Here is a 23,656-nt window from a genome sequence, read left to right as displayed (position 1 = left end):
CCTCCGCGCGAGCGGGAGCCCGCCGAGCCCCGGAGCCCCCATCGGCGCTTCCCGTTTTTTCCGCGGCAAATCACGCCCGCTGGCCGTAACCTCGCACGTCCGTGCGCCTCCGGCAGAGCACCGGGGGAGCAGCGGCCCGGACGACCGGCCCAGGAGAGACCATGCGCATCGCGCTGACGCACAACCTGAAGATCACGAGCTCCGCCGAGGAAGCCGAGTTCGACAGCCCGGAGACGATCGCCGCCATCGCCGGCGCGCTCGAGCGGGCCGGGCACGAGGTGGAGCGGATCGAGGTCAGCGGCCCGGCCTCCCGGGTCCTCGCCCGGCTCGAGGCGCTCCAGCCGGATCTCATCTTCAACACGGCCGAGGGCCACAAGGGCAAGACGCGCGAGGCCTTCTATCCGTCGCTCTTCGACGAGCTCGGCATCCCGTACACAGGCTCCGACGCCTACACGCTGAACGTCGCGCTCGACAAGTCGCTCACGAAGCGCGTCCTCGCGAGCTACGGCGTCGCCACCCCGCGCGCCCGCCTCGTCAACCGGACCACCCTGGAGAGCGGCGCGCTCGACGACGTGAGCTTCCCCGTCATCGTGAAGCCGAATTTCGAGGGCTCCTCCAAGGGCATCTTCCGGGAGTGGAGCGTCTGCGAGGACGCGCACCACCTCGCCGAGGTCGTCGAGCGGCAGCTCGCGCGCTTCGAGGCGGGCCTGCTCGTCGAGCACTACATCGCCGGCATCGACGTCGCGTGCGCCTTCGTCGACGGCCTCAAGGACACGAACGGCGCGCGCTCGAGCGGCACCGGCATCCCCGAGGGCGTCCTCACCCCGATCGAGTTCGTGATCGATCCCGCGGTGCCGGGCAGCTACAACGTCTACGACTTCAACCTGAAGCACGCGAAGCCCGAGCAGGTCACGCGCCGGCCCGCGCAGCTGCCCCCGGCCACGATCGAGCGCATCCGGTCGCTCACGGCGCGCGTCGTGCGCGCCCTGGACCTCAAGGATCACGCCCGCTGCGAGTTCCGGGTCTCGCCGTCCCCCTCGCGCAGCCAGGGCCACGACGTCCACTTCCTCGAGGTCGACGGGCTGCCCACCCTCCAGCCGGGCGCCAGCGTCTTCGTCGCGGCGGCGCAGCGCGGCGTCGACTTCGACGGCGTCATCCGGGCCATCGTGAGGAGCGCCTGCAAGCGGCGGGGGCTCCTGCCGCTCCTGGAGAGCAACCAGCAGCGCCGGGCGAAGCGCACCGCCCTCCGCGTCGGGTTCACCTACAACATGAAGCGGAGCGACACGGCCGCGGCCGACAAGGCGGGCCCCGGCACGATGCACGACCTGGAGGCCGAGTTCGACTCGCCGCGCACGATCCAGGCGATCACGAGCGCCATCGAGAGCTACGGCCACACCGTGGTCCCGCTCGAGGCGACGCCGGACCTGCCGCGCGCGCTCGCGGCCTCCGGGGTCGACGTCGTCTTCAACATCGCCGAGGGGCTCCGCGGCCGCGGCCGGGAGGCGCAGGTGCCGGCGCTCTGCGAGCTGCTCGGCATCCCCTACAGCGGCTCGGACGCGACCACGCTCTCGCTCGCGCTCGACAAGGGCCTCACGAAGCAGATCCTGCGGGCGGCCGGCATCGAGACGGCCGAGTGGCAGGTGGTCACGACCGGGCGCGAGAAGCTGAAGCCGTTCCGCTACCCGGTGATCGTGAAGCCCAACGCCGAGGGGACCTCGAAGGGGATCACCTCCGCGTCCGTCGTCAAGGACGAGGCCGCCGCGCGCGCCGCGGCGAAGCAGCTGGTCGATCGCTACCACCAGCCGGCCCTCATCGAGGAGTACATCACGGGCCGCGAGTTCACCGTCGGCCTGCTCGGCGAGCGGCGGCCGAAGGTGCTGCCGCCGATGGAGGTCGTCTTCGTCGACCCGCCCACCTACCCCGTCTACGGCTACGAGGAGAAGCAGACGGACACGCCGCGCGTGCGCTTCGAGTGCCCCGCGCAGGTCACGCCGTCGGAGCTCCGCCGCATCGAGAAGGTCGTGCGCGACACGTTCGCGGCCCTCGGGTGCCGCGACGTGGCCAGGGTCGATCTGCGCATGACGAAGGACGGCAGGGTGTACGTCATCGAGATCAACCCGCTGCCCGGCCTGACGCCCGACTTCAGCGATCTCTGCGTGATCGCGAAGGTCGCGGGGATGGATTACCGGATGCTGATCGGCGAGATCCTGGCCGGCTGCCTCAAGCGCCACCGCGACGCCCGGGCCGCCACGACGCCGCGGCCCGCGTTCACCGCGGCGGCGCCTGCGGCGAGCGCCGCCGCGCCCTCCGCGAGCGCGGCGGCCGCCTCGCCGGCCGCCGACCCGGGCCTGCTGGCCGCGCCCTGCCCTGCGCACGCCGGGCCCGCGCCGCTCCCGGCGGAGCCCGCGCCCCTCCCGGCGGAGCCCGCGCCCCTCTCCGACGCGGTCTCCGCCGCGAACGGCGAGGTCGCCGGCCCATGAGCGCGCCCTCGGCCGCGCTCAGGCGCCCTCGGCTGCGCGATCTCGGCGTCGCGATCGGCCGCTTTCCGACGGGTCCGGACAACGCCATCACGGACGTCACCGGGGTGCGGGTCCACCACGTCACCAAGATCGAGGGCGAAGGCGAGCTCGTCCCTGGCCTCGGCCCCGTGCGCACGGGCGTCACCGCGGTCGTCCCGGCCGACGGCGACGTCTTCCTGGATCGGGTGTTCACCGCGAGCTACGTGCTCAACGGCGCAGGCGAGGTGACGGGCCTCTCGCAGATCAACGAGTGGGGCCTCTGTGAGACGCCGATCCTGCTCTGCAGCACGCTCTGCGTCGGCCGTGTCCTCGACGCGACCGTCGCGTGGCTCTCGCGCCGCCATCCCAAGATCGGCAAGGACTACGATGTCGTGATCCCGGTCGTCGCCGAGTGCGACGACAGCTTCCTCAACGACGCCGTGGGGCGCCACGTGACGCAGGCCGACGTCGACGAGGCGATCGACGAGGCCCGGAGCGGCCCCGTGGCAGAGGGGTGCGTCGGCGCCGGCACGGGCATGCAGACGTTCCACTTCGCGGGCGGGATCGGCACCTCGAGCCGCTCGGTCCCTGTCGGCGGGGTCGACGCCGTCGTCGGGGCGCTCGTGCTGTCGAACTTCGGCGATCGCGAGCTGCTCCGCGTCGATGGGGTCCCGGTCGGGCGGCTCATCAGCGATCGCTTCAACCACGTCCCGCGGCGGGGCCCCGCCGGCTCGATCATCGCGCTCGTCGCCACCGACGCCCCGCTCATCCATCGTCAGCTCGCGCGCCTAGCGCGGCGCGCCGCGCTCGCGATCGGCCGGACCGGCGGCTACGCGGCCAACAACTCGGGCGAGATCGTCCTCGCGTGGAGCACCGCGAACCGTGTGCCTCGCGTCCCCACGGAGCAATGGAGCGCCCCCCGCTCGAGCCGCTCGCTCAGCGTGCACCCCCTCGCGCCGGGCCGCCACATGGCCGAGCTCGTCCTCGACACCGAGATCGACGCCCTCTACGAGGCCACCGTCGACGTCGTGGAGGAGGCGATCCTCAACGCCATGTTCGGCGGCGTCGACATGACCGGCCACAGCGGCCACCACGCCCCCGCCCTCCCGCTAGACGCAGTGGCCGAAATCCTGAAGCAGTACCGCCCCCCGCACCCCTGCGACCCGCCGCCCCTCTTCTAGCGACGCGTCGCCCGCGCCTCAGCGCTATTCAGGATCACCGTGGAGGAGCCACTCGTGGGCGGCGTCCTCGTCCCAGAAGCGCCGGAGGACCTTGTCCGTGCCGCTCTCGCGCGCCACGCGGTTCAGCTGGAGCGCGACGATGTCGCTCTCGATGATCTCGGCGACGCGCATCACCCCGAGCTCCAGGCCGAACTCCTGGACGGCGCGGATCTTCTCCGCCACATCGGGGGACATCGGCCTGAACCCGCGGACATCGGCCTTGATCTTGATCTCCCGGCCCTGGAGGCTCTCGCACGCCTTCCTCAGCTCGCTGACGAAGTTCTCCATCTCCTCGAGGCGGACACGCCCCTCGAGGACGAAATCCACCATGGCGATGATCCGGTCGACTTTGATCTCGAACACGTTGAGAGACCTCCTGCCAGTTCCCGAAGGGGCGGGATGGGGCCGCGCGATCATACCCCGGATCGCGCAAGGACGCGCCTAGGGATCGCGACGCTTACGCGGCAGCGACGCTGGCCGTCGGCCGTGGGAAGCTCGGGCTGGCGTCGCCGCCCTTCACGCCGCGCGCGGCTCGCCGACGCGCGACTTGCCGTGTCCGCGCCGCACGGCGATGGCCTGCTCGTAGATGGTCTCGTACCGCGAGAGCAGCGTGGGCCACTGCCGCTCCTTGAGGATCCACGCCCGCGCGTTCTTGCCGACCTGCTCGAGGCGCGCCGGATCCTTGAGGGCCTCCACACACCGCTTCGTGAGATCGGCGCTGTCGCCCGCCTTGAAGACGAACCCGGTCTCGCCATAACGGACGAGCTCCCCCATGGCCGCGACGTCGCTCACCATCACGGGCCGGGCCATGGACATCGCCTCGAGCGGCTTCAGCGGCGTCGTGAGCTCGGTCGTCCGGGTCCGGATGCGGGGATACACGAGCAGGCTCGCCATCGCGTAGATGTTGAACACCTCGTCGTGCGGCACCCGCCCGGTGAAGGTCACCTTGGACTCCACCCCTCGCTCGCGGGCGAACGCCTTGAGCTCCATCTCCTGGCCGCCGGCCCCGGTGATCACGACGTGCGCGTCCGGGATCTCCCGCGCGATGTCGCCGATCGCCGCGATGAGCGTCTGGAGCCCCTCGTACGGCTGGAAGGTGCCGACGTAGCCGATGAGCTTCTTCCCGGCGAGCCCGAAGCGCTCCCAGGCGCCGGGAGGAGCCTCCCGCGGCGCGAACTTGTCCGAGTCGACGCCGTTGCCCACGACGTGGAGCGCGTCCGTGCTGCGCACCCGCGGCGCGACGGCGTTCTTCAGGGCCTCGCAGATCGTGACCGTCGCGTCAGCGTACTTGTAGACGATCGTCTCGAGGCCGGCCGCGATCTTGTAAGGCGCCGAGTCCTCTTTGAATTTGCCACGGTCGACGGAGGCGTTCTCCCAGAGATCGCGCACCTCGTAGACGAGCGGCAGCCCGAAGCGGCGCGCCGCCGCGAGCGCCGGAAGCCCGACGAGCATCGGCGAGTGCGCGTGCACGAGATCGGGCTGGAACTCCCGGATCGCGTCCTCGACGCGCGCCTCCAGCGCCCGCACGAGCGAGAGCTCCCTGACCAGCGGCAGCTTCTTGCCGGTTGGCTCGCGCGTCCGCCAGTACGAGATGCCGCCGATCTCGTCCTTCAGCGCATCCCCGGACCCCTGCTGCGCCGACGTCACCACCGCCGGCCGCATCCCGTGCTCGGCCTGATGCTTGATGATGTAGTCGCTGCGGATCGTGTACCCCGCAATGACAGGCAGCGACGTATGAAGAACATGGAGCACGCGCACGAATCACCACCCTTCTTTATGCTGCGCCGCGCAGCCTACCCGAGGCCGCCGCGACCGTCATCAAGCTCCTCCACGCGCGTGGATGCGCGTGGATGCGCGTGGATGCGCGTGGACGCGTCCACGCTGTTCGGCGGGCCGGCGGAGAGCCTAGCTCTCGGCTGCCACGTTGCGGTACGCTCCGCCGCCGCATGACCCTCAAAATCGCGATCGTCGGCTGCGGCAAGATCGCCGACGGCCACATAGAAGAGATCCAGAAGATGCCGGAGCGGGCTCGGGTCGTCGCCGTATGCGACCTGGAGCTCCTGATGGCCGAACAGATCGCGGTGCGCTACGGCATCCCGAGCCACTACGACTCGTTCGACCGCCTGCTCGACGTCGAGAAGCCCGACGTCGTCCACATCACCACCCCTCCGCAGTCGCACCTGTTCCTCGCCCGGCGAGCCATCGAGGCGGGCGCCCACGTCTACGTGGAGAAGCCGACTGCGCTGAACCTCGCGGACGTGCGGCGCCTCATCGAGCTCTGCACCGCCGCCGGGAAGAAGATGACCGTCGGCTGGGAGTACCAGTTCGATCCCCCGGCCGTCGAGATGCGCAGGCTCGTCGGCGACGGCGTGCTCGGCGATCCCGTCCACGTGGAGAGCTGCTTCGGCTACAACCTCGCCGGCCCCTTCGGCGCTGCGCTCCTCGGCGACGGCTCGCACTGGGTCCACCGCCTCCCGGGCAAGCTGTTCCACAACAACGTCGATCACCTGCTGAACAAGATCGTCGAGTTCGTGGACGACGAGCAGCCGAAGGTCACCGCGACCGCCTACGCGCTCCGCGAGAAGCGGTTCGGCGACTCGCGCGACGACATGCTCGACGAGCTCCGCGTCACGGTGCAGGGCGCGCGCGTCAGCGCCTACGGGACCTTCTCGTCGCACGCGCGGCCGCCCGGGCACTTCCTCCGCGTCTACGGCACGAAGAACACGCTCCACGTCGACTTCACGAGCCGCACGGTCACCCTCGACGCTTCGCCGAAGCTCCCGAGCGCCATCGGGCGCGTCGTCCCGGCCTTCGATCAGGCCCTCTCGTACCTCCGCGAGGGGGGCAAGAACGTTGTGCGGTTCGCCCGCAGCGACTTCCACTTCTTCTCGGGGCTGAACCGCCTGATCGGCCTCTTCTACGACAGCATCACGCGGGGCGCGGAGCTGCCCATCTCGTACCGGGACATGATCCGGGTCGCGTGGATGATGGATGAGATCTTCCGCCAGGTCCCGCAGGAGAAGGCGCGCACATGAAAGTCCTTGTCACCGGCTCGAACGGCTTCCTTGGGTCGGCCCTCGTCGACCGGCTGCTCGCCCATGGCGAGACCGACCTCCGCTGCCTCGTCCGCCCCGCGAGCAACCGCTCGCGGCTCGAAGAGATCGAGAAGCGGCGGGGCGTCCCCCTCGACATCGCGGTGGGCTCCCTCGCCACGAAGGAGGCCGCCGAGCGCGCGGTCGAGGGCGTGGACGTCGTCTACCACGTGGCCGCGGCCATGGGCGGCGCGCCCGCGGACATGTTCCTGAGCACCGTCGTCGCCTCGAAGAACCTGCTCGAGGCGCTCGTCCACACCGGCCGATCGCCGCGCGTCGTCCTGGTCAGCTCCTTCGGCGTCTACGGCGTCGCCGATCTCCCGCGGGGGTACATCGTCGACGAGAACACGCCCCTGGAGGCGCGGCCCGCGCAGCGCGACCTCTACTCGCAGGCGAAGCTCCGGCAGGAGAAGCTCTTCTGGGAGTACCAGGCGCGCTACGGCTTCCCGCTGACGGTGCTCCGCCCCGGCGTCATCTACGGCCCCGGCGGCAACGCCTTCTCCAGCCGCGTCGGGATGAGCCTCTTCGGCGTGTTCCTGCACCTCGGCGGCCGCAACATCCTCCCGCTCTCGTACGTCGACAACTGCGCCGAGGCGATCGCCGTCGCCGGCCGGAGCGACGTCGCGCGGGGGCAGGTCTACAACGTCCACGACGACGACCTGCCCACGGCCGACGTCTACCTCGCCCGCTACAAGCGCGAGGTGAAGCCGATCCGCTCGCTCACGGTGCCCTACTTCGCCCTCACCGGGATATCGAAGCTCGTCGAGCGCTACCACGCCTACTCGAAGGGGCAGCTGCCGGCCATCTTCACGCCCTACAAGAGCGCGACCTCGTGGAAGGGGAACCGGTTCGACAACACGAAGCTGAAGGCGCTCGGGTGGAAGCAGCTGGTCTCCACGGAGGAGGGCCTCCAGCGGACGTTCACGTACCTCAAGGAACGCGCGACATGACGGGTCGGCGGTCGCTGGCGTCGCTCGCGTCGCTCGGGCTGGCGCTCGGCCTCGCGGGTCTCCTCGCCGGCTGCGAGCGGCGGCAGACCCCGGGGCCGCCGGCGGTCCACAGCGGCGAGGGCACCCAGTCCGCCACCGCGGCCCTCGCGGCCGCGGCGCCGCGCTTCGAGGGGCCGCCCGCGCCGCCGGCCACGCCGACCAAGGGGCACCCGCGGCTCTGGGTGCGCGCGGCCGATCTGCCGAAGCTCCGGGCGCGCGCCACGCAGGCGAACCCCCTGTTCAAGGAGCTCGCCGCCGTGACGGCCGAGGCCGCGGCGGCGATGGACAAGGGCAACATCCCCTCCGAGGGCGACTGCACCCACGCCCGCATCTACTGCGAGGCGCACGCGGAGCTGTTCGCCTTCATGTCGCTCGTCTCGAGCGACGAGGCGGCCCGCAACGACTACGCCGCCCGCGCGCGCAAGATCCTTCTTTACATCGTCGATCGCGTGAACAAGGGGGATCCGCAGGATCCCTTCGTCCGCAGGTTCTCGACCGGCGACCGCGCCCGCTGGGCCGGCGAGTCGTTCGGCCTCACGGTCGACTGGATCTACGGGTACCTCTCGGCCCAGGACAAGGCGGCGATACGGCCCGTCTTCCTCCGCTGGGCGGAGGAGCAGCTGCAGTCGTCGACGACGAGCCACGATCACCCCGAGCCCGTGGGCAAGCTGAACGACCCGGCGATGCTGAAGGAGCCGAGGAAGCGCAGGTACGCCGTGAACAACTACTTCACGTCGCACATGCGCAACCTGACGCTCCTGTCGCTCGCGTTCGACGAGGCCGACGATCCGCCGGATCCGAAGCCGAGCGGCACCTACCCGCGGCTCAGGGACTACTTCGCCAACGTCACCGGGGCGTGGCTCTACATGACCGACAGCGTCCTGCGGAACGACGCGCGCGGCGGCGCGCCGCCGGAGGGCTTCCAGTACGGCCCCGCGACGCTGGCCTACGTGAGCGAGACGCTGCTCGCCATCCAGACGGCCGGCGAGGCCGATCCGGCGAAGTGGGGCCCGCAGGTGCACCTCGACGGCAACCCGTTCTGGCACGAGTTCATCCCGGCCCACCTCCACAGCCTGAGCCCCGGCACGCCGGCGGGCCGGCTCGGGCCGACCCACGAGGCCGCGTGGACGGGCGACGGGGAGCGCTACGAGTACACGGATCACATCGACCCGTTCGCGGCGCTCGGCCTCCACGCCGAGAACAGCGGCAACGCCGAGCGCCTGAACGCGCTCCGCTGGATGGCCATCCACGCCGGCCCTGGCGGCGCCGCGGCCCTCGCGCGGCGCGCCCGCTCGCAGCTCGGCCAGACCCACAAGCGCCACTCGATCCTGTACTTCCTCCTGCTCGACCCGGCGGTCACCCCGACCGACCCGCGCCCCTCCATCCCGCTCACGCACTACGGCCCCGGCCTCGGCCAGGTCTTCGCGAGGACGAGCTGGGGGCCCGAGGCCACGTGGCTCCAGTTCCAGCTCGGCTGGGAGCAGATCGACCACCAGCACGGCGACGGCCTCAGCTTCGGCTTCTACCGCGGCGGCGAGTGGCTCACGAAGGAGCGCGTCGGGTACGGCGCCTTCATGGGGAACTCCGAGCAGCACAACACCCTCGCGGTCGAGAACGACAAGAACCGCCGCCACGACGACCCGAACCGCGGCGAGCTCTGGCGGCGCGGGTCCCAGTGGCCGCTCGTGCACACGGGGGATCCCAGGGTGCTCGCGAAGAGCTTCGCGCAGGACTACGTCTACGTCCTCGGCGACGCGACCCCGCTCTACAACTCCGAGTACGAGAACATCCGCGACGTCACGCACGTCAGCCGCGCGCTCGTGTGGCTCAAGCCGGACCACCTCGTCCTCTACGACCGCGCCGCGACGGGCAAGGACGGGCGCTTCAAGCGCTTCTTCGTGCAAACGCCGAGCGCGGCGCAGGTCGCGGGGAAGCTCGCGACGGCCACGACCGCGAAGGGGCAGAAGCTCTTCGTGACCACGGTCCTGCCGGAGAGCGCCGTCGTCGTGGCCGAGCCGTACAAGCCGACGGGCACCTGGGACACCAAGCCGGCCGAGAACGAGCCGATGCTCGGGACCCTGCGGGTCGAGCCGCCGGCCCCGATGCCGAAGGACGCGCGCTTCCTGCACGTGCTCCAGGGAGCGGCCGGCAACGCGACGGCGGATCCGGTGGCGCTCGTGCGCACGAAGCGCGGGACGCCGTTCGTGGGCGCGGCGGTGAAGGGCACGCTGGTCCTGTTCCCGGTCGAGCTGGGCGCAGTGTCCGAGGTGCAGTTCACCTCGCTCCCGGGCGTGGCGAAGCACGTCGTCACGGGGCTCTCCCCCGGCGCATCCTACGACGTGATCAGGAAGCCCGCGGCCGACGGAGACGAGATCACGATCCGCGCCGGCTCGGCCGCCAAGGCCGACGAGGGCGGTGTCCTCTCCTTCTGAGCGCCGTGTCGCAAGCGACAAACGGCAAACGGCAAACGTGACGATGGCGCCATCGGCGCCCGCTTGTCCTCGGCGCGGCGCGCTGCAATAATCCATCCTCCTTGCCCACGTCCTGTACGGAGATGCCATGAGCAAGAAGCGACTCGTCTCTGCCGGCGCATTCCTCGTCGCGCTGGGCGCCCTGTTCATCCCCATCGAGGGCACGGCGCCGGCCGCGACCGGCCCCATCGCGAAGGCAGGCTCGCTCGATCTGTCGGGCTTCGCGAGCACCCGGCCCGATACCCCGCTGGATCTCCTGTTCATCCATCACTCGTGCGGCGGCCAGCTCCTCACGGAGCCGGGCGCCGAGAAGGAGAAGGCGTCGTGCGTCTACGAGGCGCACCCGAACGGAGGTGGGCTCAAGAAGAAGCTCACGGAGCAGGGTTACCGCGTCCACGAGGCCTCCTACGGCAGCGAGATCGGCGAGAACACCGACCTCTTCGACTGGGCGCCCAAGTTCCGCGACAAGATGGACAAGGTGCTCCGGGTCGCGCTGAACGACCAGATGCACCCGGACGGCGTGGTGAACCGGATCGTCGTCTTCAAGTCCTGTTATCCCAACAACCGCTTCGTCGGCGAGGGCTCCGCCCCCGGCAACCCGGCCGGCCCGGAGCTCACCGTCTGGAACGCGAAGGCCACGCTGGCGTCGATCCTGCCCGACCTCGCGAAGCGGAAGGACACGCTGTTCGTCTACATCACCGCCCCCGCCAACGTCCTCAAACGCTCGAAGGAGCCCGCCTGGAAGTGGACCGCCAAGCGGCTCCTCGGGAAGCCCTCCGACGCCGAGATCGCGCAGCGCCAGGCGGATCTCGCCCGTTCGTTCAACAACTGGGTCAAGTCGCCCGACGGCTGGCTCAGCGGCTATCCGGAGAAGAACGTCGTCGTCTTCGACTACTACGACGTGCTCACGAACAAGGGCGAGTCCAACTTCTCCCTCCACGGCTCGGAGGGCAACACCGACAACCACCCCTCGAGCGCGGGCAACGCGAGGGCGGCGGACGAGTTCGTCCCGTTCCTGAACCAGGCCGTGCGCCGCGTGGGCCTCAGCACCTAGCGTCGAGGGCCCTGCAACCGCGCCGGAGGGAGCGAGCGCAAGTCGCTTGACGCGAGCCGCGATCCTCCGGAACGTCCCCCACCACCCGAACGGCGTCTCCGCCGAGGACCCTCGACATGCTCGCGCTCCCCGGGGTCATCCTTCTCATCATCTTCATCTACGGCAGGCCCCAGGAATGGGACGAGCGCTTCGAGAACCTGCCGTTCCTGTACCTCTGGCTCGGCCTCGCCTTCATGGGCATGGGCCTCGACCTCGCCATGGGCAAGGTCAGGCTGAAGGCGACCCCGCAGCTCCGGTGGGCCATCGTCGTCTACTTCTGGTGCGTGTTCACGCTCGGCTTCCGGAACCCCGCCGAGTTCTCGGAGGGCTTCGTCTCGATCAGCGTGACGTTCGTGCTCTTCTTCCTGATCGGGCACAGCACCGACGGCTTCAAGGGCTTCCAGAAGCTCGCCTCCACGGTGCTCGTCATGGGCCTCTTCGTGGCGGGCGTCGCCGTGCACCAGGGGTTCTCCCCATCTCAGTGCCTGGCGGTATCCCAGACCATCGGAGGCTCGCGCGGCGAGTCGGGTATCCCTGACGGCCGGTCCTGCGAGCTCCGCGTGGACTGCCGCGAGGGGCCGGGGGCCGATCCCGAGGTCGAGTACCTGTGCGAGCGCGTCGGCCTCTTCAAGACGTCGACGATCAACGGCCGCGTGCGCTGGCGCGGCGTGCTCCAGGATCCGAACGAGCTCGCGCTCACGTCGGGCATCGTGCTGCCGTTCAGCTTCGCGATGTTCGAGCAGAAGCGCTCCTTCCTGCGCGCGCTCCTGGTCTTCGGGTCGCTCCTCGTGATCGCGACCGCGATCATCCTCACGCAGTCCCGGGGCGGCCAGCTCGTCTTCGCGACGGTGCTGGGCGTCTACTTCGTCAAGAAATACGGCGTCCGCGGCGCGATCTTCGGCGCGATCTGCGCGGCGCCGCTCATGATGCTCGGCGGCCGCGGCGGCGAAGAGGCGGACGAGTCGGCGGGCGAGCGCACGGAGATCCTGTCCGAGGGCCTCAAGATTTACCGCATGTTCCCGCTGATGGGCGCGGGCTTCCGCCAGTTCACGGAGCACCACTGGCTCACGGCGCACAACGCGTACCTGCTCGCGCTCGCGGAGCTCGGCCCCATCGGGATGTTCGCGTGGACGGCGATGATCTACCTCACGCTCAAGATCTCGCTGGTCGCGCTGAGCCGCTACGAGCACGGCGCGCAGTTCGCGATGATCCGGGCCTGGGCCATGGGGATGCTCGCCGGGTTCTGCGGGATGATGGTGGGGATCTTCTTCCTCTCGTTCACCTACCACTACGTGCTCTGGATCTACTTCGGCCTCGCGGGCTCGTTCTATTGCGCCGTCAAGAGCGTCGATCCCTCGTTCTCGATCAAGTTCGAGAAGCGCGACGTCTACCGGCTCATCCTGGCCAACGTCGGCCTGGTGATCGCGCTGACCCTGTACACGAAGTCAAAGGGCTACTGAGGCTGTTGCGCCTCCCCGCGGGATGCGCGCGGACGACCGCTTGGCGCTCGAGCGCGCCGGCGTCGGGGGAGAGGGAGGGCGCCGCGCTGAAGCGCCCAGGGCGCGAGGCAGGTGCCAGCGTCTGGGGCGCGAGGCTGCGCGCCGCGCCGGCCGTCTGGGATGCGAGGGCAGACGGCGCAGGAGGTCTGGCGCTGAAGCGCGGAGCGCCTGGGCTCAGCGCCCCAGGCCGAGGACCATCACGAGCGGCGTCTTCACGATGATCGAGAGCTCCATCTGCAGGAACGTCGAGAGCTTCTCGAGCGACGCGGCGTAAGCGAGGTCGAAGAGCAGCTTCATCCGCATGTCGTCGGCCTCGGCGCCCTCCGCCTCCTCGAGGCCGAACGGGTTCGTCAGCGTCGCCTCGAACGCGGCGACCTCGCTCTCCGCCGGGGCGCGCCCGGTATACCCGAGCGACACCTGCGCGAGCCCCGTGATGCCCGGCTTGATGTCGCGCATCCGCTCCTCGAAGAACGGAATGGCGAGCGCGAGGTTGACGAGCAGCTCGGGGCGCTCGGGGCGCGGCCCCACGATGCTCATGTCCCCCATGAGCACGCTCCAGAACTGCGGGATCTCGTCGAGGCGCGTCTTGCGCAGGAAGCGGCCGACCCGGGTGATGCGCGGGTCGTCCTGCTGGGCGAGCACGGCCCCCGTCAATTTCTCGGCATCCACGCGCATGGAACGAAACTTGCGCATGTGGAATTCGACGAACCGCGGGTAGGCCACGCCGTCCCGCACTTCCGTGCCGATGAGCATCCCGGCACGGCGCTGCATGTAGAAGATCGGCCCGGGCGACTCGAGGTAGATAGCCGCGCCGATGAGAGGGTAGAGCGGGAGGGTCAGCGTGAGACCCACGAGCGAGCCCGCGATGTCGATCGCACGTTTCGCTACACGAACGCCAGGTGTCACTGTTTACCTTGTGGCTCCCATAGTCGAGAACGTGGTAGGGTACAAGCTCGGATGGAGGTTTGGGCGTGATCCGACTCCGCGTACCAGGTTCGTTGACCTATCGCCACCTCGCCCTCCGCGTGGTGGCGGCCGCATGCAAGATGGCCGCGCCTGGGAGGGTCGAGGGCGGGTCGCCCGGCCTCACCCAGGAGGATTTCGAGGACCAGACCGTCTCGGCGTTCGGCGAGGCGTTCAACAACATCGCGATTCACGGATACCGCGCTGGCCCGCCGGGCGACGTCGACATCGAGATCGAGTCCGACGCGGACGGCATTATCATCCGCTTGATGGACACGGGATGCAGCTTCGATCCCGCGGCCATCGACAACCCTCCCATCGACGACCTCCCCGAGTCCGGGATGGGCCTCTTCATCATCAAATCGTTCATGGATGAGGTCGACTACTGTCCCGGCAGCCCGAATGTCCTGCGTCTGGTGAAGCGGAGAGAGGGCAGCTCGTGTATTGCCGGCGACGGGGGTGAAGGCAGCAGCGAACAAGAGCATTCCGACGCCGATTTCGCCGGGGCGACAGGGCATCGGACAAGCAGTTTTCGAATGCGGAGCGTCTCCCGTTCGGGCGCGACCCGCGCCGCAGGGGGAATCAAAATCCAATGAGCTATACGCGGACCGATAACGGCAGTGAGACGGTCGTGCAGTTCGAGGGGACCCTCGACGCAGTGACCGCACCGGAGTTCAGGACATTGGTGGACGAGCTGGTGGCCGAGAACCGGCAGAACATCACGCTCGAGCTCTCGTCCCTCCGGCTGATCGACAGCTCGGGCGTCGGCGTCATCGTCTCGCTGTTCAAGCGGGTACGAGCCAACGGCGGCCAGGTGCGCATCGTCGGGCTGAGGGATCAGCCGCGCGCGATCTTCCGCCTGCTGCGCCTCGATCGGGTGTTCCCCACGTGACGCTCGGTGGCGGCGCGCGCGCCGCCACCCCGGCCCCCCGGCCCACCCGTCGACGACGGCCGCGGTGGCAGCGCCGCGCGGCAGGTGTCGCGCGGACGTTGCCGAGCGGCTGGAGTCGCCCGGACGGCGCTCCCCCGTCGCCGCGGCGCTGGTTGCGCTTGCTGCGCGTGCTGCGCGTACCGGAGGCGTGTTAGGCGTAGGGTTGCGCGCGGCGGGCACGCGGCGGGCACAGCCAAGTGCAACAAGCTGGCGCTCGGGCGTCGCACGTCTACCATAGGCAACCAGCCTGCCAGACCGGGGTGCGCGTCCTCCGGGCCGGGCGGAGCAAGGCAACCTTCGAGGAGCGGGGACCATGGACAAGAAGATGAACCAGCAGCCCTCCGGGCCTACCCCGCCCCAGGAGGCGCTCGGGGCGATTCCCGCCGACGCATCGGCGCGGCCTGCAGGTCCGCAGCCGCCCAGCGTCAGCGCGATGATCAACCGGACGCTGGCGCACTGGTACGTGGCGGTGCTGGTGGCGATCGCGGGGCTCGGGTTCACGGTGCTCGTCGTGCAGTCGAGGAAGCCCGCGTACCGCTCCGAGACCGTGATCTTCTACCGCGAGGGCGTCAAGGCGACGTACCTCGGGCCGGACGGGCCCGACCCGCTCCGCACCCTCTCCGCGCGCCTCAAGGAGACGCTGCTCGCGCGCTCCAACCTCGAGAAGGTCGTGACCGAGTTCAACCTCTTCCCCGACGTCCTCGAGAAGCGGGGCATGGTCGACGCTGTCGATCGGCTCCGCGCCAAGATCACCTTCAAGGCCCGCTCGCAGGACACCTTCGCGATCTCGGCCGAAGGGGAGACGCGCGAGCAGGCGCAGGAGGTGACGCAGCGGCTCGCGGACATCCTCGTCGAGGAGACGACGCGCATGCGCAGGTCGCAGGCGAAGCTGACGAACGAGTTCCTCGACGCCGAGCTGAAGCGCGCCGAGCAGGACGTCGAGAAGGCCGAGACCGAGCTCGCGGCGTTCCTGGCAGAGCACCCCGAGTTCGCCACCGAGCAGTCCACCCCCGGCGGCTCGCAGGGCGGCGCCGCCATCCGCGAGCGGGAGCGGCGCGCCACCGGGACCGACCCGACCCTCGAGGCGCTCGAGCGGCAGGTGCCCCGCCTGCGCAGCCGGCTCACCGGCAAGCCGGAGCAGCCCGCGGTGAGCGCCGCCGGGGTGCCCTCCCCCGCGCTCACACGGCAGCGGGATCAGGCCGAGCAGGAGCTCGCCACCGCGCGGCGGGACCTGGCCGACAAGCAGTCCCGCTTCACCGAGCAGCACCCCGACGTCCGGGCGGCGGCGGCCCGCGTGACCAACGCCGAGGCGGCGCTGCGGCGCGCCGAGCAGGCGCTCGTCCTGCCGCCGGAGCCGGTGGTGGAGGTCCCCGCGACCGACGAGGCCGAGAAGGCGAAGATCAAGTCCCAGCTCGCGGCTCTCGAGCGCGAGATCGCGGTGCGCAGGGGCGCGAAGAAGGGCAACGCGGCCGACGCGAGCGAGGCGGCGAAGCAGATCATCAACACCGAGACCGACTGGTCGCGGCTCACCCGCGAGAAGGCGCGCGCGCAGCAGCGCCTCTCCGACCTCGAGGGCAAGTCGTTCCGCGCCGAGATCGCGGCGAGCTCGGAGCAGGGCGGCTACTCGGCGCAGATCGAGGTGCTCGACCCGGCGTACCGGCCGAGCGCGCCGTCGAGCCCGTCGCGGCTGATCATCGCCATCGGCGGGCTGTTCTTGTCCGTTGCGGCCGGCATCGCGGCCGCCGCGGCGCGTGGCATCGTGTTCGACGATCGGGTTTACGACATGGAAGATATCGATCGAATGGCGCTCGCTCCGGTGCTCGTCGTCGTACCGCCCGCCGCGCGCGCGCCCCGAGGGCGCCGTGGCTGAGGCAGGCGGAGCTGAGCCGGGAAAGCCGCCGCCGGTCGCTTCCCTCGAGCGGGCGCTCGATCAGGTCTGCGACTTCCTGAGTCGCGCGGAGCAGACCGCGCGGGTCCGCGCCCTCGTCATCGAGGCGCGCCGGCTCCGCAACGTGGTCGGCAACTGGCGCTCGATCGCGCCGGATCCGGACGTGCGCGAGGAGATGATCGCCCGCGTCCTGCGCCTCGCGAACGACGCGGAGGACGTGGTCGCGGCGGAGCGCCCGAGCTCCAGCCAGGACGACCCGAGCGCCGCGTTCGACTCGCCGACCATCCGGCAAGATCTCCCCCCTTCGCCGCAGCACCCGCAGGCGATGGGGCTGCGCCTCGGCGCCGCGCAGGCGCCGGGCGCTCACCCCGGCGCGCCGCAGCCGCTCAGGGGGCCATCGCCGGCGACGGCGCTCTTCCTCGGGGGTCCTGCGGCGGACCACGGCGAGCACCGCGCGCATCCGGGTACCGCGACGGTGCTCGGCATGCCCGCGCCGGCGCTGCCGCCCGGCCCCGACCGGCAAGGCTCATCCCCGGCGATCGCGCGCGTCGTCGATCTGAGCGCGACGCTGAGCAGCCCCGGGCTCGTGTCGAGCGGCGGGAGGCCGGGCAGCTCGCCGGCGCTGCCGGTGCCCATCGACCGGGTCATCGCCCCGCCGGCGCGCGACGTGGGGGTCCGTGACGCGGCGGCGCCCCCCGGGGGAGCGCCGCCGCTCGAGCGATCGTTCAGCGGGGCGTTCACCTCGCCTCCTTCGCTCGTCTTCGATCGCGTGGTGCCGCCCGCGACGCGCGAGGTGACCGTGCGCGAGGTGCCGCAGCCGCATCAGCAGCCGCCGCAGCAGCAGCCGCCGCCCGAGAGGCCGCCCGAGAGGTCGATCGAGCGCTCGCTCACCAGCACGTTCAGCTCGCCGCCCTCCCTGATCTTCAACCGCGTGGTGTCGACCCCGGCGCACCAGGCCGTGGACGCGAAGCTGCAGTCGCTGGATCCGACGTTCGAGGAGCCGCCGTCGCTGCACATCGAGCAGCTGCGCTCCCTGCCCACCACACCGGAGAACGCCGGGCTGCTCCCGGAGGAGTCGCTGCGCGGCCAGGGCGAGATCACCGTGCGCCCCGTGCCGATGCCGGACGCCGTGGATCCGAACATCGTGATGCTCCGCGCGCCCTACTCGCCCCAGGCCGACGCGTACCGGACGCTCCGGCGCAAGCTGCCGACGGGCTCGGGGATCACCATCGCCGTGACGAGCGCGGGGCCCGGCGAGGGCAAGACGTCCTGCGCCATCAACCTCGCGCTCGCGCTCCGCGAGACCGTCCGCGGGAAGATCCTCCTCGTCGAGGCGAACATCCGCAAGCCCGGCATCGCGAAGGCGCTGCGGTTCGAGCCCCCGAGCTGCTTCACGGAGCAGCTCCAGCGCCATGTCAACGACCGGTTCGCGCCCTGGGTCGTCGTCGATCAGGCAGCGCCCGCCGTGACGCCCGGCGACGAGGGCGGCGAGTCGTCGTCGGACAGGAACGCCGCGCCGATCGGCGGCAGGTCGCCCGACGCGAGGCTCGCCCTCCAGACGCCGGTCCACATCCTGGCCGTCGATCCGCGCACGGAGCGGCCGCCGATCTTCGACGGGGTGGCGTTCTCGACCGCGATCGAGAGCCTCAAGCGCGCGGGGTACTCGTACATCATCATCGACACGCCGCCGGTGCTCGGCAGCATGGACCTGAACGTCATCGGCGACTCGGTGGACGGCGTGGTCCTGACCTCGCTTGTCAAGAAGTCGACCCGCAAGGCGATCCGCCAGGCCATCGAGCAGCTCCGACCGGCGCCCATCCTCGGTGTCGTCCTGCTCGACGCCTGAACGGCCGGCGCGCGGCGCCCGCCTCCTCGCACCGAAAGGTCGGGGAGGCGTAGCCGAGCGCCGGCTCCATTGTTACCTTGCAGCCCTCATGCGCTCCGGACGAGGTATTGCGGTCGCGGCCTTCGGCTGCGCGATCCTCACCCACCACGACGCCCGGGCGCAGGACGCAACCCTCCACGGCGTCTTCACCGGGTCGATCGGCGTCACCGACAACGTGACCTCGGCAGCCGAGCCCCCGGCCGGGCCCGGTCCCGACGCCGACGGCTTCGGGACCGCGAGCCCCGGCCTGATCTTCACCTACACGACGCCGCGGACCGCGCAGACGCTGTCCTACACGTTCTCGACGAGCTTCTTCTTCCGGCACGCGGAGGCGAGCTCGTACTCGAACGTGGCCGTGTGGTCCGGCCGCTTCGTCACGTCGCCGAGGACGTCGCTGACGCTCGGGGCGTCCGGGTCGCAAGGTCAGCTCAACACGTTCCAGCTCGAGCAGACGCCGGGGACCACGACGACCCAGGGCACCGCGGGCGGGACGACGAACTTCGTGCAGGGGTCGTTCAACGAGGGGTTCTCGTTCCAGCCCTCGCCGGTCTGGTCGCTCGGGCAGGCGGCGGCGTTCGCCGTCTACAACCCGCTCCTGGATCGCCCGCAGCGCACGTACAGCGTGACGAACACGCTGAACGCGAACCGGAGCTTCCGTCACGACGTCGCGGCCCTCGCGCTCTCGGTCGGCTACACCCATTTCGACAACGTTCCGGTCACCGACACCGATCCCGCGACCGAGGACACGTACGCGTCGCGCGATCAGCTCCTCAGCACGCTCGTGGCGAGCTGGCAGCACGACCTCGGGCGTCGCTTCTCGAGCCAGGTCGACGTCGGCGGGGTCGTCGCGACGGACCTGGCGGGCGGCGCCGGGTCGCTCGCGCGCCCGACCGGGCTCGCGGCGCTGCGCTACTTGCACGAGCGGGGCGACGCGGCCGAGCTCGCGTACACCTATGCGGCCACGCCGAACGTCTTCCTGCAGCAGATCCAGCTCTCCCACATGCTGACGCTCCGCGCCGCGGTGCCCGTCCACGCCGCCTGGCACCTGTCGGTCGAGGGCTCGGCCAGCGCGCAGCTCGCGCGACCTCTCGAGACGAACGCGGAGGGTGATCTCGACACGGGGCCGAGGACGCTCGCGGTGCTCACCGACGTCGGGCTGCTCTACAGCCCTGTCATCGTCATCCCCGACTTCGCGCTCGCGCTCCGGTACCAGCACGCGAACCAGCGCACCGAGGCGAGGACGGCGGAGCTCCCCGACACGCGCGTCGTCCGGAACACGCTCCTCCTGTCCGTGTCGGGCGCGTTCCCGCGGCGGATGGCGCCGGGCTCGCGCATCTCGATGACCCAGCCCTTCGGCTCTGCAGGCCCTTCCGGCACGCAGCGCCGGGAGTCGACGCCGAGCGAGCCGCTGGAGGGCGAGGCGCCGGGGTCTGCCGGCGCGGGCGACGCCGCTCGCTGAGCGCGACGGGGCGCGCTCCCCAGGGGCGGCCGGAACCCCGCCCTCGGCGCGCTCAGGGGCTCCGCCGGGCTGCCGAGAGCGGCGCGCTCAGGTGCGCCGCGCGAGGAGGAAGGCCCGGTCGTCCTCGGGCAGCTGGTCGCCGCGGAACTCCTCGAGCATGTGCGTGAGCTTGTCGGCGATCGACGCGACCGGGCGGCCAGCGCTCGTCGCGCAGAGCTTGGCGAAGCCCGTGCCGAGCGCGTGCAGGCCGAGCATCTGCTTCGACGAGTTGCGCAGCTCGGTGAGCCCGTCGGTGTACATCGCGAGCACCTCGCCCGGCGCGAGCACGCTCTGGTGCGCCTCCATCGGCACCGGGCCGACCCCGAGCGCCGGGTTGACGGCCGCCTGGAGGTGCCGCAGGCCGCCCTCCGCGGTCGCCACCAGCGCCGGCGGGTGCCCTGCGTTGACGCACTCCATGCGGCCCGTCGCGGGGTCGAGGGCGACGGCCACCATCGTGACGAACGAGTGCTCCGGCAGGTACTCGCAGAGGTAGGCGTTCAGCCGGTCCATCATGCCCGTGATCCCGCGGCCGGCGTCGACCGTCGCGCGCACCATCGTGTGGACGCTCGAGCCGATCAGCGCGGCCTGGAGCCCCTTGCCGCAGACGTCTGCCACGGCGAGCATGAGGCGGCCGTCCGGCATCGGGACGATGTCCACGTAGTCGCCCCCGACCCACCGGCACGGCTCGAAGCCGAGCGCCACGTCCAGCGCCTTGAACTCCAGCCGCTTCGGGACGAAGGTCCGCTGGATCTGGTGCGCCATCTCGAGCTCGCGCTCGATCGCCGCGTGCGCCTGCGCGTGGCGCCGCGCCTCCCAGGCCGACTCGGCCTGCTGATAGACCTCCGCCGCGAGCGCGATGAGCCCGAGCCACTCGACGCTGCCGAAGTCGGGCGGCAGGGTCACGTAGAGCAGGTTCATCATCTGCTCCTCGACGCGCAGCGGACAGGCCACGACCCAGAGGGCCATGACGTCGCGCGACATCGTGAGCTCGACCGTGGCGCTGTCGCTCACCAGGTTGCCGGCGAGCACCGGCTCGCGCGTGTCCTGCACCGCCGCGAGCACGCGGCGCGAGATGTACGGCGGGGCGACGGAGTCCTCGCGCCGGAGCGACTGGAACGGGCGGTGCGGCCCGGACAGGATCGTCAGCGCGCCGTTCTGCCGGAGCCGCAGCGCGAGCGCCATGCTGCCGTGGAAGTCCTCGCGGACCATCAGCTGGCAGAGCGCGTCGAACCGATCCGTCGCGTCCTCGATGCTGAGGAGCCGCCGCGACAGGTCCATCAGGGTGAACAGGTGCTTCGCCGCGATCCGCGGAGGGTCGAGCTCGCCGAGCTTGCGGATCGCGGTCGGTTTGTCCTCCTCGAAATGGAGGCCGCCCGGGTCGATCGGCACGCGAGGGGCCCGCGCCGTGAGCTGGAACTCGAGGATGTAGTCGCCGATCCCGATGCGATCGCCCGGCTTCAGCACCTTCTCGTTGATCCGCTCGTCGTTGACGAGCGTCCCGTTGGTGCTGCCGAGGTCGCGGATCCACCACCGGCCGAACGGATCGCAGAAGAGCTCCGCGTGGCGCCGGGAGACCGTGTAGTGGTCGAGCGTGAGCTGCACGCCCGGCGCCCTGCCGATGACGATGTGGGACTCCGTCAGCGGACGGCGCGTCCCCGGGAGATCGCCGAGCCGGATCTCCAGGTGGCCCTTCCAATCCGAGCTCGATGGCGCAGGGCCCAGGCTGTCATCTGCAGGCGACATCGTTCGACCTGGCCCGACCATGGGCGGCGGCGTGGACATGGACCGTCTTTGATGGGTACCGAACCGGCGCCCTGACATCAAGGGGATGCTCGCGATTTCGCGAACTCGGCAAGAGCCGCGCCGCATCCGGTTACCGGTTACGGGTTACAGGGTTACGGGTTACAGGGATACGTGGTTGCGAGGATACGCGGACACCAGGTGACGCGGCTACGATGTCGCGAGGACACGCGGAGCCCCTGCGGATGTCGAGGAGTCACCCAGGAGCTCGACCTCGACCTTGGCGCGCCCGCGCGGTGGCGGGGGCAGCACGCGGGCATCGCCGCGGTGCGCCGCCCACAGCGCGGGAATTGAGCGACACGCCACGGGGCCAGCGGCGGCGGGCAAGGACGCCGCCGCTGGATGCCTGGTCACCAGGACCACCGCGCCCGCGTGCGAGCCCGCCCGCGCCGCTCGGGGCGCCCTCCGTCAGGCCTTGACGACCTTGGGGTTCGCCGCGCGGTAGACGCCGCGGGCGTCGACGATCAGGGCGGCGTGGTTCAGCACCAGATCGTAGTCGACCACGGAGTGGTCGGTGACCAACATGACCGCGTCGTGGCTCTTGAGCGTGTCCTCGTTGAGGGGGATGGACGAGAGCTCCGGCAGATGCGGCCAGGTGCGCATGCGCGGCAGCTTGGGCACGTGCGGGTCGTGGAAGCTCAGCACGGCGCCGAGCCTGCGCAGGAGCTCGATGATCTCGAACGCGGGGCTCTCGCGCGGGTCGTCGATGTCCTTCTTGTAGGCGACGCCGAGGAGCAGGACCTTCGTGCCCTTCAGCGCCTTGCCGCGCTCGTTCAGCGCGAGCTGGAGCTTGTTGACGACGTAGTGCGGCATCTCGACGTTCACCTCGCCGGCCAGCTCGATGAACTTGGTGGACACGCCGTACTCGCGCGCCTTCCACGCGAGGTAGAACGGATCGAGCGGGATGCAGTGGCCGCCCCAGCCCGGGCCGGGGTTGAACCGCATGAAGCCGAACGGCTTGGTCGACGCGGCGTCGAGCACCTCCCAGACGTCGATGCCCATGGCGTCGTAGACGACCTTGAGCTCGTTCACGAGGGCGATGTTGATGGCCCGGAAGATGTTCTCGGTCAGCTTCGCGGCCTCGGCCGCGCGCGCGGAGGAGACGGACACGGTGCGCGCGATCGCCTGCGAGTAGAGCGCCACCGAGAGGGCCAGCGACGCGCGATCGACGCCGCCGACGACCTTCGGGATGGTCGCGGTGCTGTGATCGCGGTTGCCCGGATCCTCGCGCTCGGGCGAGAAGGCGAGGTAGAAATCCTCGCCCATGCGCAGGCCCGATTGCTCGAGGATGCCCTTGACGAGCTCATCGGTCGTGCCCGGGTACGTGGTGGACTCGAGCACGACGAGCTGGCCCTTCCGCAGCCGCTCCTTGATCTTCTGGGCCGAGCCGACGACGTAGCTCATGTCGGGCTCCCGCTGCGCCGTCAGCGGGGTGGGGACGCAGATGAGGATGGCGTCGGGCTCGTTGAGCCTCGAGAAGTCGGCCGTCGCCTCGAACAGGCCGGTCTTGGCGGCAGCCGCGACGCGCGCGGGATCGAGGTGCTTGATGTAGCTCTTCCCCTCGCTGAGCGCGGTGACCTTCTCGGGGTCCACGTCGAAGCCCAGCACGCGGAAGCCCTTCTCGATGAACGTGAGCGCCAGCGGCAGGCCGACATAACCCATGCCGATGATGCCCACCTGGGCTTCGCGAGAGTTGATCTTGGCCAGGAGGCTCTCGACCGCAGCGGGATGCGTCTCTGCCATTTCCTTTTATCTCCAGTGGTGGAGGGGAGCCGCCACGCGGATCCCGACCCAGTTTCGAAGAGAGGGGCCCGACGCTACCACAGGCC

General features: G+C 70.6%; 17 protein-coding genes. 12 read left to right on the top strand and 5 right to left on the bottom strand.

Going from position 1 to position 23,656, the window contains the following annotated elements:
* Positions 1 to 161 precede the first annotated feature (161 nt).
* Both WMF29_RS04710 and WMF29_RS04705 read left to right on the top strand, forming a co-directional pair.
* A complete protein-coding gene (locus WMF29_RS04710) occupies positions 162 to 2,480 on the top strand; it encodes a D-alanine--D-alanine ligase family protein (protein ID WP_437327681.1) in 2,319 nt (772 codons plus the stop codon).
* Positions 2,477 to 3,679, top strand: a complete 1,203-nt coding sequence (locus WMF29_RS04705; RefSeq protein ID WP_437327680.1) for a P1 family peptidase — start codon at positions 2,477 to 2,479, stop codon at positions 3,677 to 3,679. The genes WMF29_RS04710 and WMF29_RS04705 overlap by 4 nt, the downstream gene beginning before the upstream one ends.
* Positions 3,680 to 3,703: 24 nt before the next feature.
* Here WMF29_RS04705 and WMF29_RS04700 read toward each other — a convergent pair whose 3' ends face one another.
* Together WMF29_RS04700 and WMF29_RS04695 are read right to left on the bottom strand one after the other, a co-directional pair.
* Positions 3,704 to 4,081: an STAS/SEC14 domain-containing protein gene (locus WMF29_RS04700; protein WP_272100194.1), complete on the bottom strand. Its 378-nt coding sequence runs from the start codon at positions 4,079 to 4,081 to the stop codon at positions 3,704 to 3,706.
* 153 nt (positions 4,082 to 4,234) lie between these two features.
* Positions 4,235 to 5,476 carry a glycosyltransferase gene (locus WMF29_RS04695; RefSeq protein WP_437327679.1) on the bottom strand — a complete coding sequence of 414 codons (1,242 nt, stop codon included), beginning with the start codon at positions 5,474 to 5,476 and terminating at the stop codon, positions 4,235 to 4,237.
* 188 nt (positions 5,477 to 5,664) lie between these two features.
* On the opposite strand from WMF29_RS04695, the gene WMF29_RS04690 reads away from it, so the two are divergent.
* The 5 genes from WMF29_RS04690 (at position 5,665) to WMF29_RS04670 (ending at position 12,823) form a co-directional block, all read left to right on the top strand.
* Positions 5,665 to 6,753 carry a Gfo/Idh/MocA family protein gene (locus tag WMF29_RS04690; RefSeq protein ID WP_272100191.1) on the top strand — a complete coding sequence of 363 codons (1,089 nt, stop codon included), beginning with the start codon at positions 5,665 to 5,667 and terminating at the stop codon, positions 6,751 to 6,753.
* Positions 6,750 to 7,760, top strand: coding sequence for an NAD-dependent epimerase/dehydratase family protein (locus WMF29_RS04685; RefSeq protein ID WP_272100189.1), 1,011 nt, complete (start codon positions 6,750 to 6,752; stop codon positions 7,758 to 7,760). Before WMF29_RS04690 ends, WMF29_RS04685 begins: the two co-directional genes overlap by 4 nt.
* Entirely contained in the window at positions 7,757 to 10,231 is a 2,475-nt protein-coding gene (locus WMF29_RS04680; RefSeq protein ID WP_437327678.1) for a hypothetical protein, read from the top strand. The genes WMF29_RS04685 and WMF29_RS04680 overlap by 4 nt, the downstream gene beginning before the upstream one ends.
* A gap of 127 nt (positions 10,232 to 10,358) precedes the next feature.
* On the top strand, positions 10,359 to 11,324 hold the full coding sequence (locus WMF29_RS04675; protein WP_437327677.1) for a hypothetical protein: 966 nt from the start codon (positions 10,359 to 10,361) through the stop codon (positions 11,322 to 11,324).
* Positions 11,325 to 11,440: 116 nt separating this feature from the next.
* Positions 11,441 to 12,823 (top strand): O-antigen ligase family protein, encoded by a 1,383-nt coding sequence (locus WMF29_RS04670; protein WP_437327676.1) that lies wholly within the window; start codon positions 11,441 to 11,443, stop codon positions 12,821 to 12,823.
* 213 nt (positions 12,824 to 13,036) lie between these two features.
* Here WMF29_RS04670 and WMF29_RS04665 read toward each other — a convergent pair whose 3' ends face one another.
* Positions 13,037 to 13,768 (bottom strand): sugar transferase, encoded by a 732-nt coding sequence (locus WMF29_RS04665; protein WP_012233516.1) that lies wholly within the window; start codon positions 13,766 to 13,768, stop codon positions 13,037 to 13,039.
* A gap of 65 nt (positions 13,769 to 13,833) precedes the next feature.
* Between WMF29_RS04665 and WMF29_RS04660 the strand changes: the two genes are divergently transcribed.
* From WMF29_RS04660 to WMF29_RS04640, 5 genes are all read left to right on the top strand, one after another.
* Positions 13,834 to 14,421: an ATP-binding protein gene (locus WMF29_RS04660; protein ID WP_437327675.1), complete on the top strand. Its 588-nt coding sequence runs from the start codon at positions 13,834 to 13,836 to the stop codon at positions 14,419 to 14,421.
* Positions 14,418 to 14,717, top strand: a complete 300-nt coding sequence (locus WMF29_RS04655) for an STAS domain-containing protein (protein ID WP_012233514.1) — start codon at positions 14,418 to 14,420, stop codon at positions 14,715 to 14,717. The genes WMF29_RS04660 and WMF29_RS04655 overlap by 4 nt, the downstream gene beginning before the upstream one ends.
* A gap of 352 nt (positions 14,718 to 15,069) precedes the next feature.
* A complete protein-coding gene (locus WMF29_RS04650) occupies positions 15,070 to 16,626 on the top strand; it encodes a GumC family protein (RefSeq protein WP_437327674.1) in 1,557 nt (518 codons plus the stop codon).
* Complete coding sequence (locus WMF29_RS04645; RefSeq protein ID WP_437327673.1) at positions 16,619 to 18,490, top strand: hypothetical protein; 1,872 nt, start codon at positions 16,619 to 16,621, stop codon at positions 18,488 to 18,490. Before WMF29_RS04650 ends, WMF29_RS04645 begins: the two co-directional genes overlap by 8 nt.
* A gap of 88 nt (positions 18,491 to 18,578) precedes the next feature.
* The gene (locus WMF29_RS04640; protein WP_437327672.1) at positions 18,579 to 19,988 is read left to right on the top strand and encodes a hypothetical protein; all 1,410 of its coding nucleotides are present in this window, start codon (positions 18,579 to 18,581) and stop codon (positions 19,986 to 19,988) included.
* Between the two features lie 87 nt (positions 19,989 to 20,075).
* Here the strand turns inward: WMF29_RS04640 and WMF29_RS04635 are convergent, their stop codons facing one another.
* The gene (locus WMF29_RS04635; protein WP_044963983.1) at positions 20,076 to 21,770 is read right to left on the bottom strand and encodes a SpoIIE family protein phosphatase; all 1,695 of its coding nucleotides are present in this window, start codon (positions 21,768 to 21,770) and stop codon (positions 20,076 to 20,078) included.
* Positions 21,771 to 22,235: 465 nt separating this feature from the next.
* Positions 22,236 to 23,570: a nucleotide sugar dehydrogenase gene (locus WMF29_RS04630; protein WP_437327671.1), complete on the bottom strand. Its 1,335-nt coding sequence runs from the start codon at positions 23,568 to 23,570 to the stop codon at positions 22,236 to 22,238.
* Positions 23,571 to 23,656 lie beyond the last annotated feature (86 nt).

Source organism: Sorangium sp. So ce381, assembly GCF_051473845.1.
GTDB classification, from domain to species: domain Bacteria; phylum Myxococcota_A; class Polyangia; order Polyangiales; family Polyangiaceae; genus Sorangium; species Sorangium atrum.
Note: the sequence above shows the minus strand (reverse complement) of the source record. Positions and strands in the feature narration are given on the sequence as shown.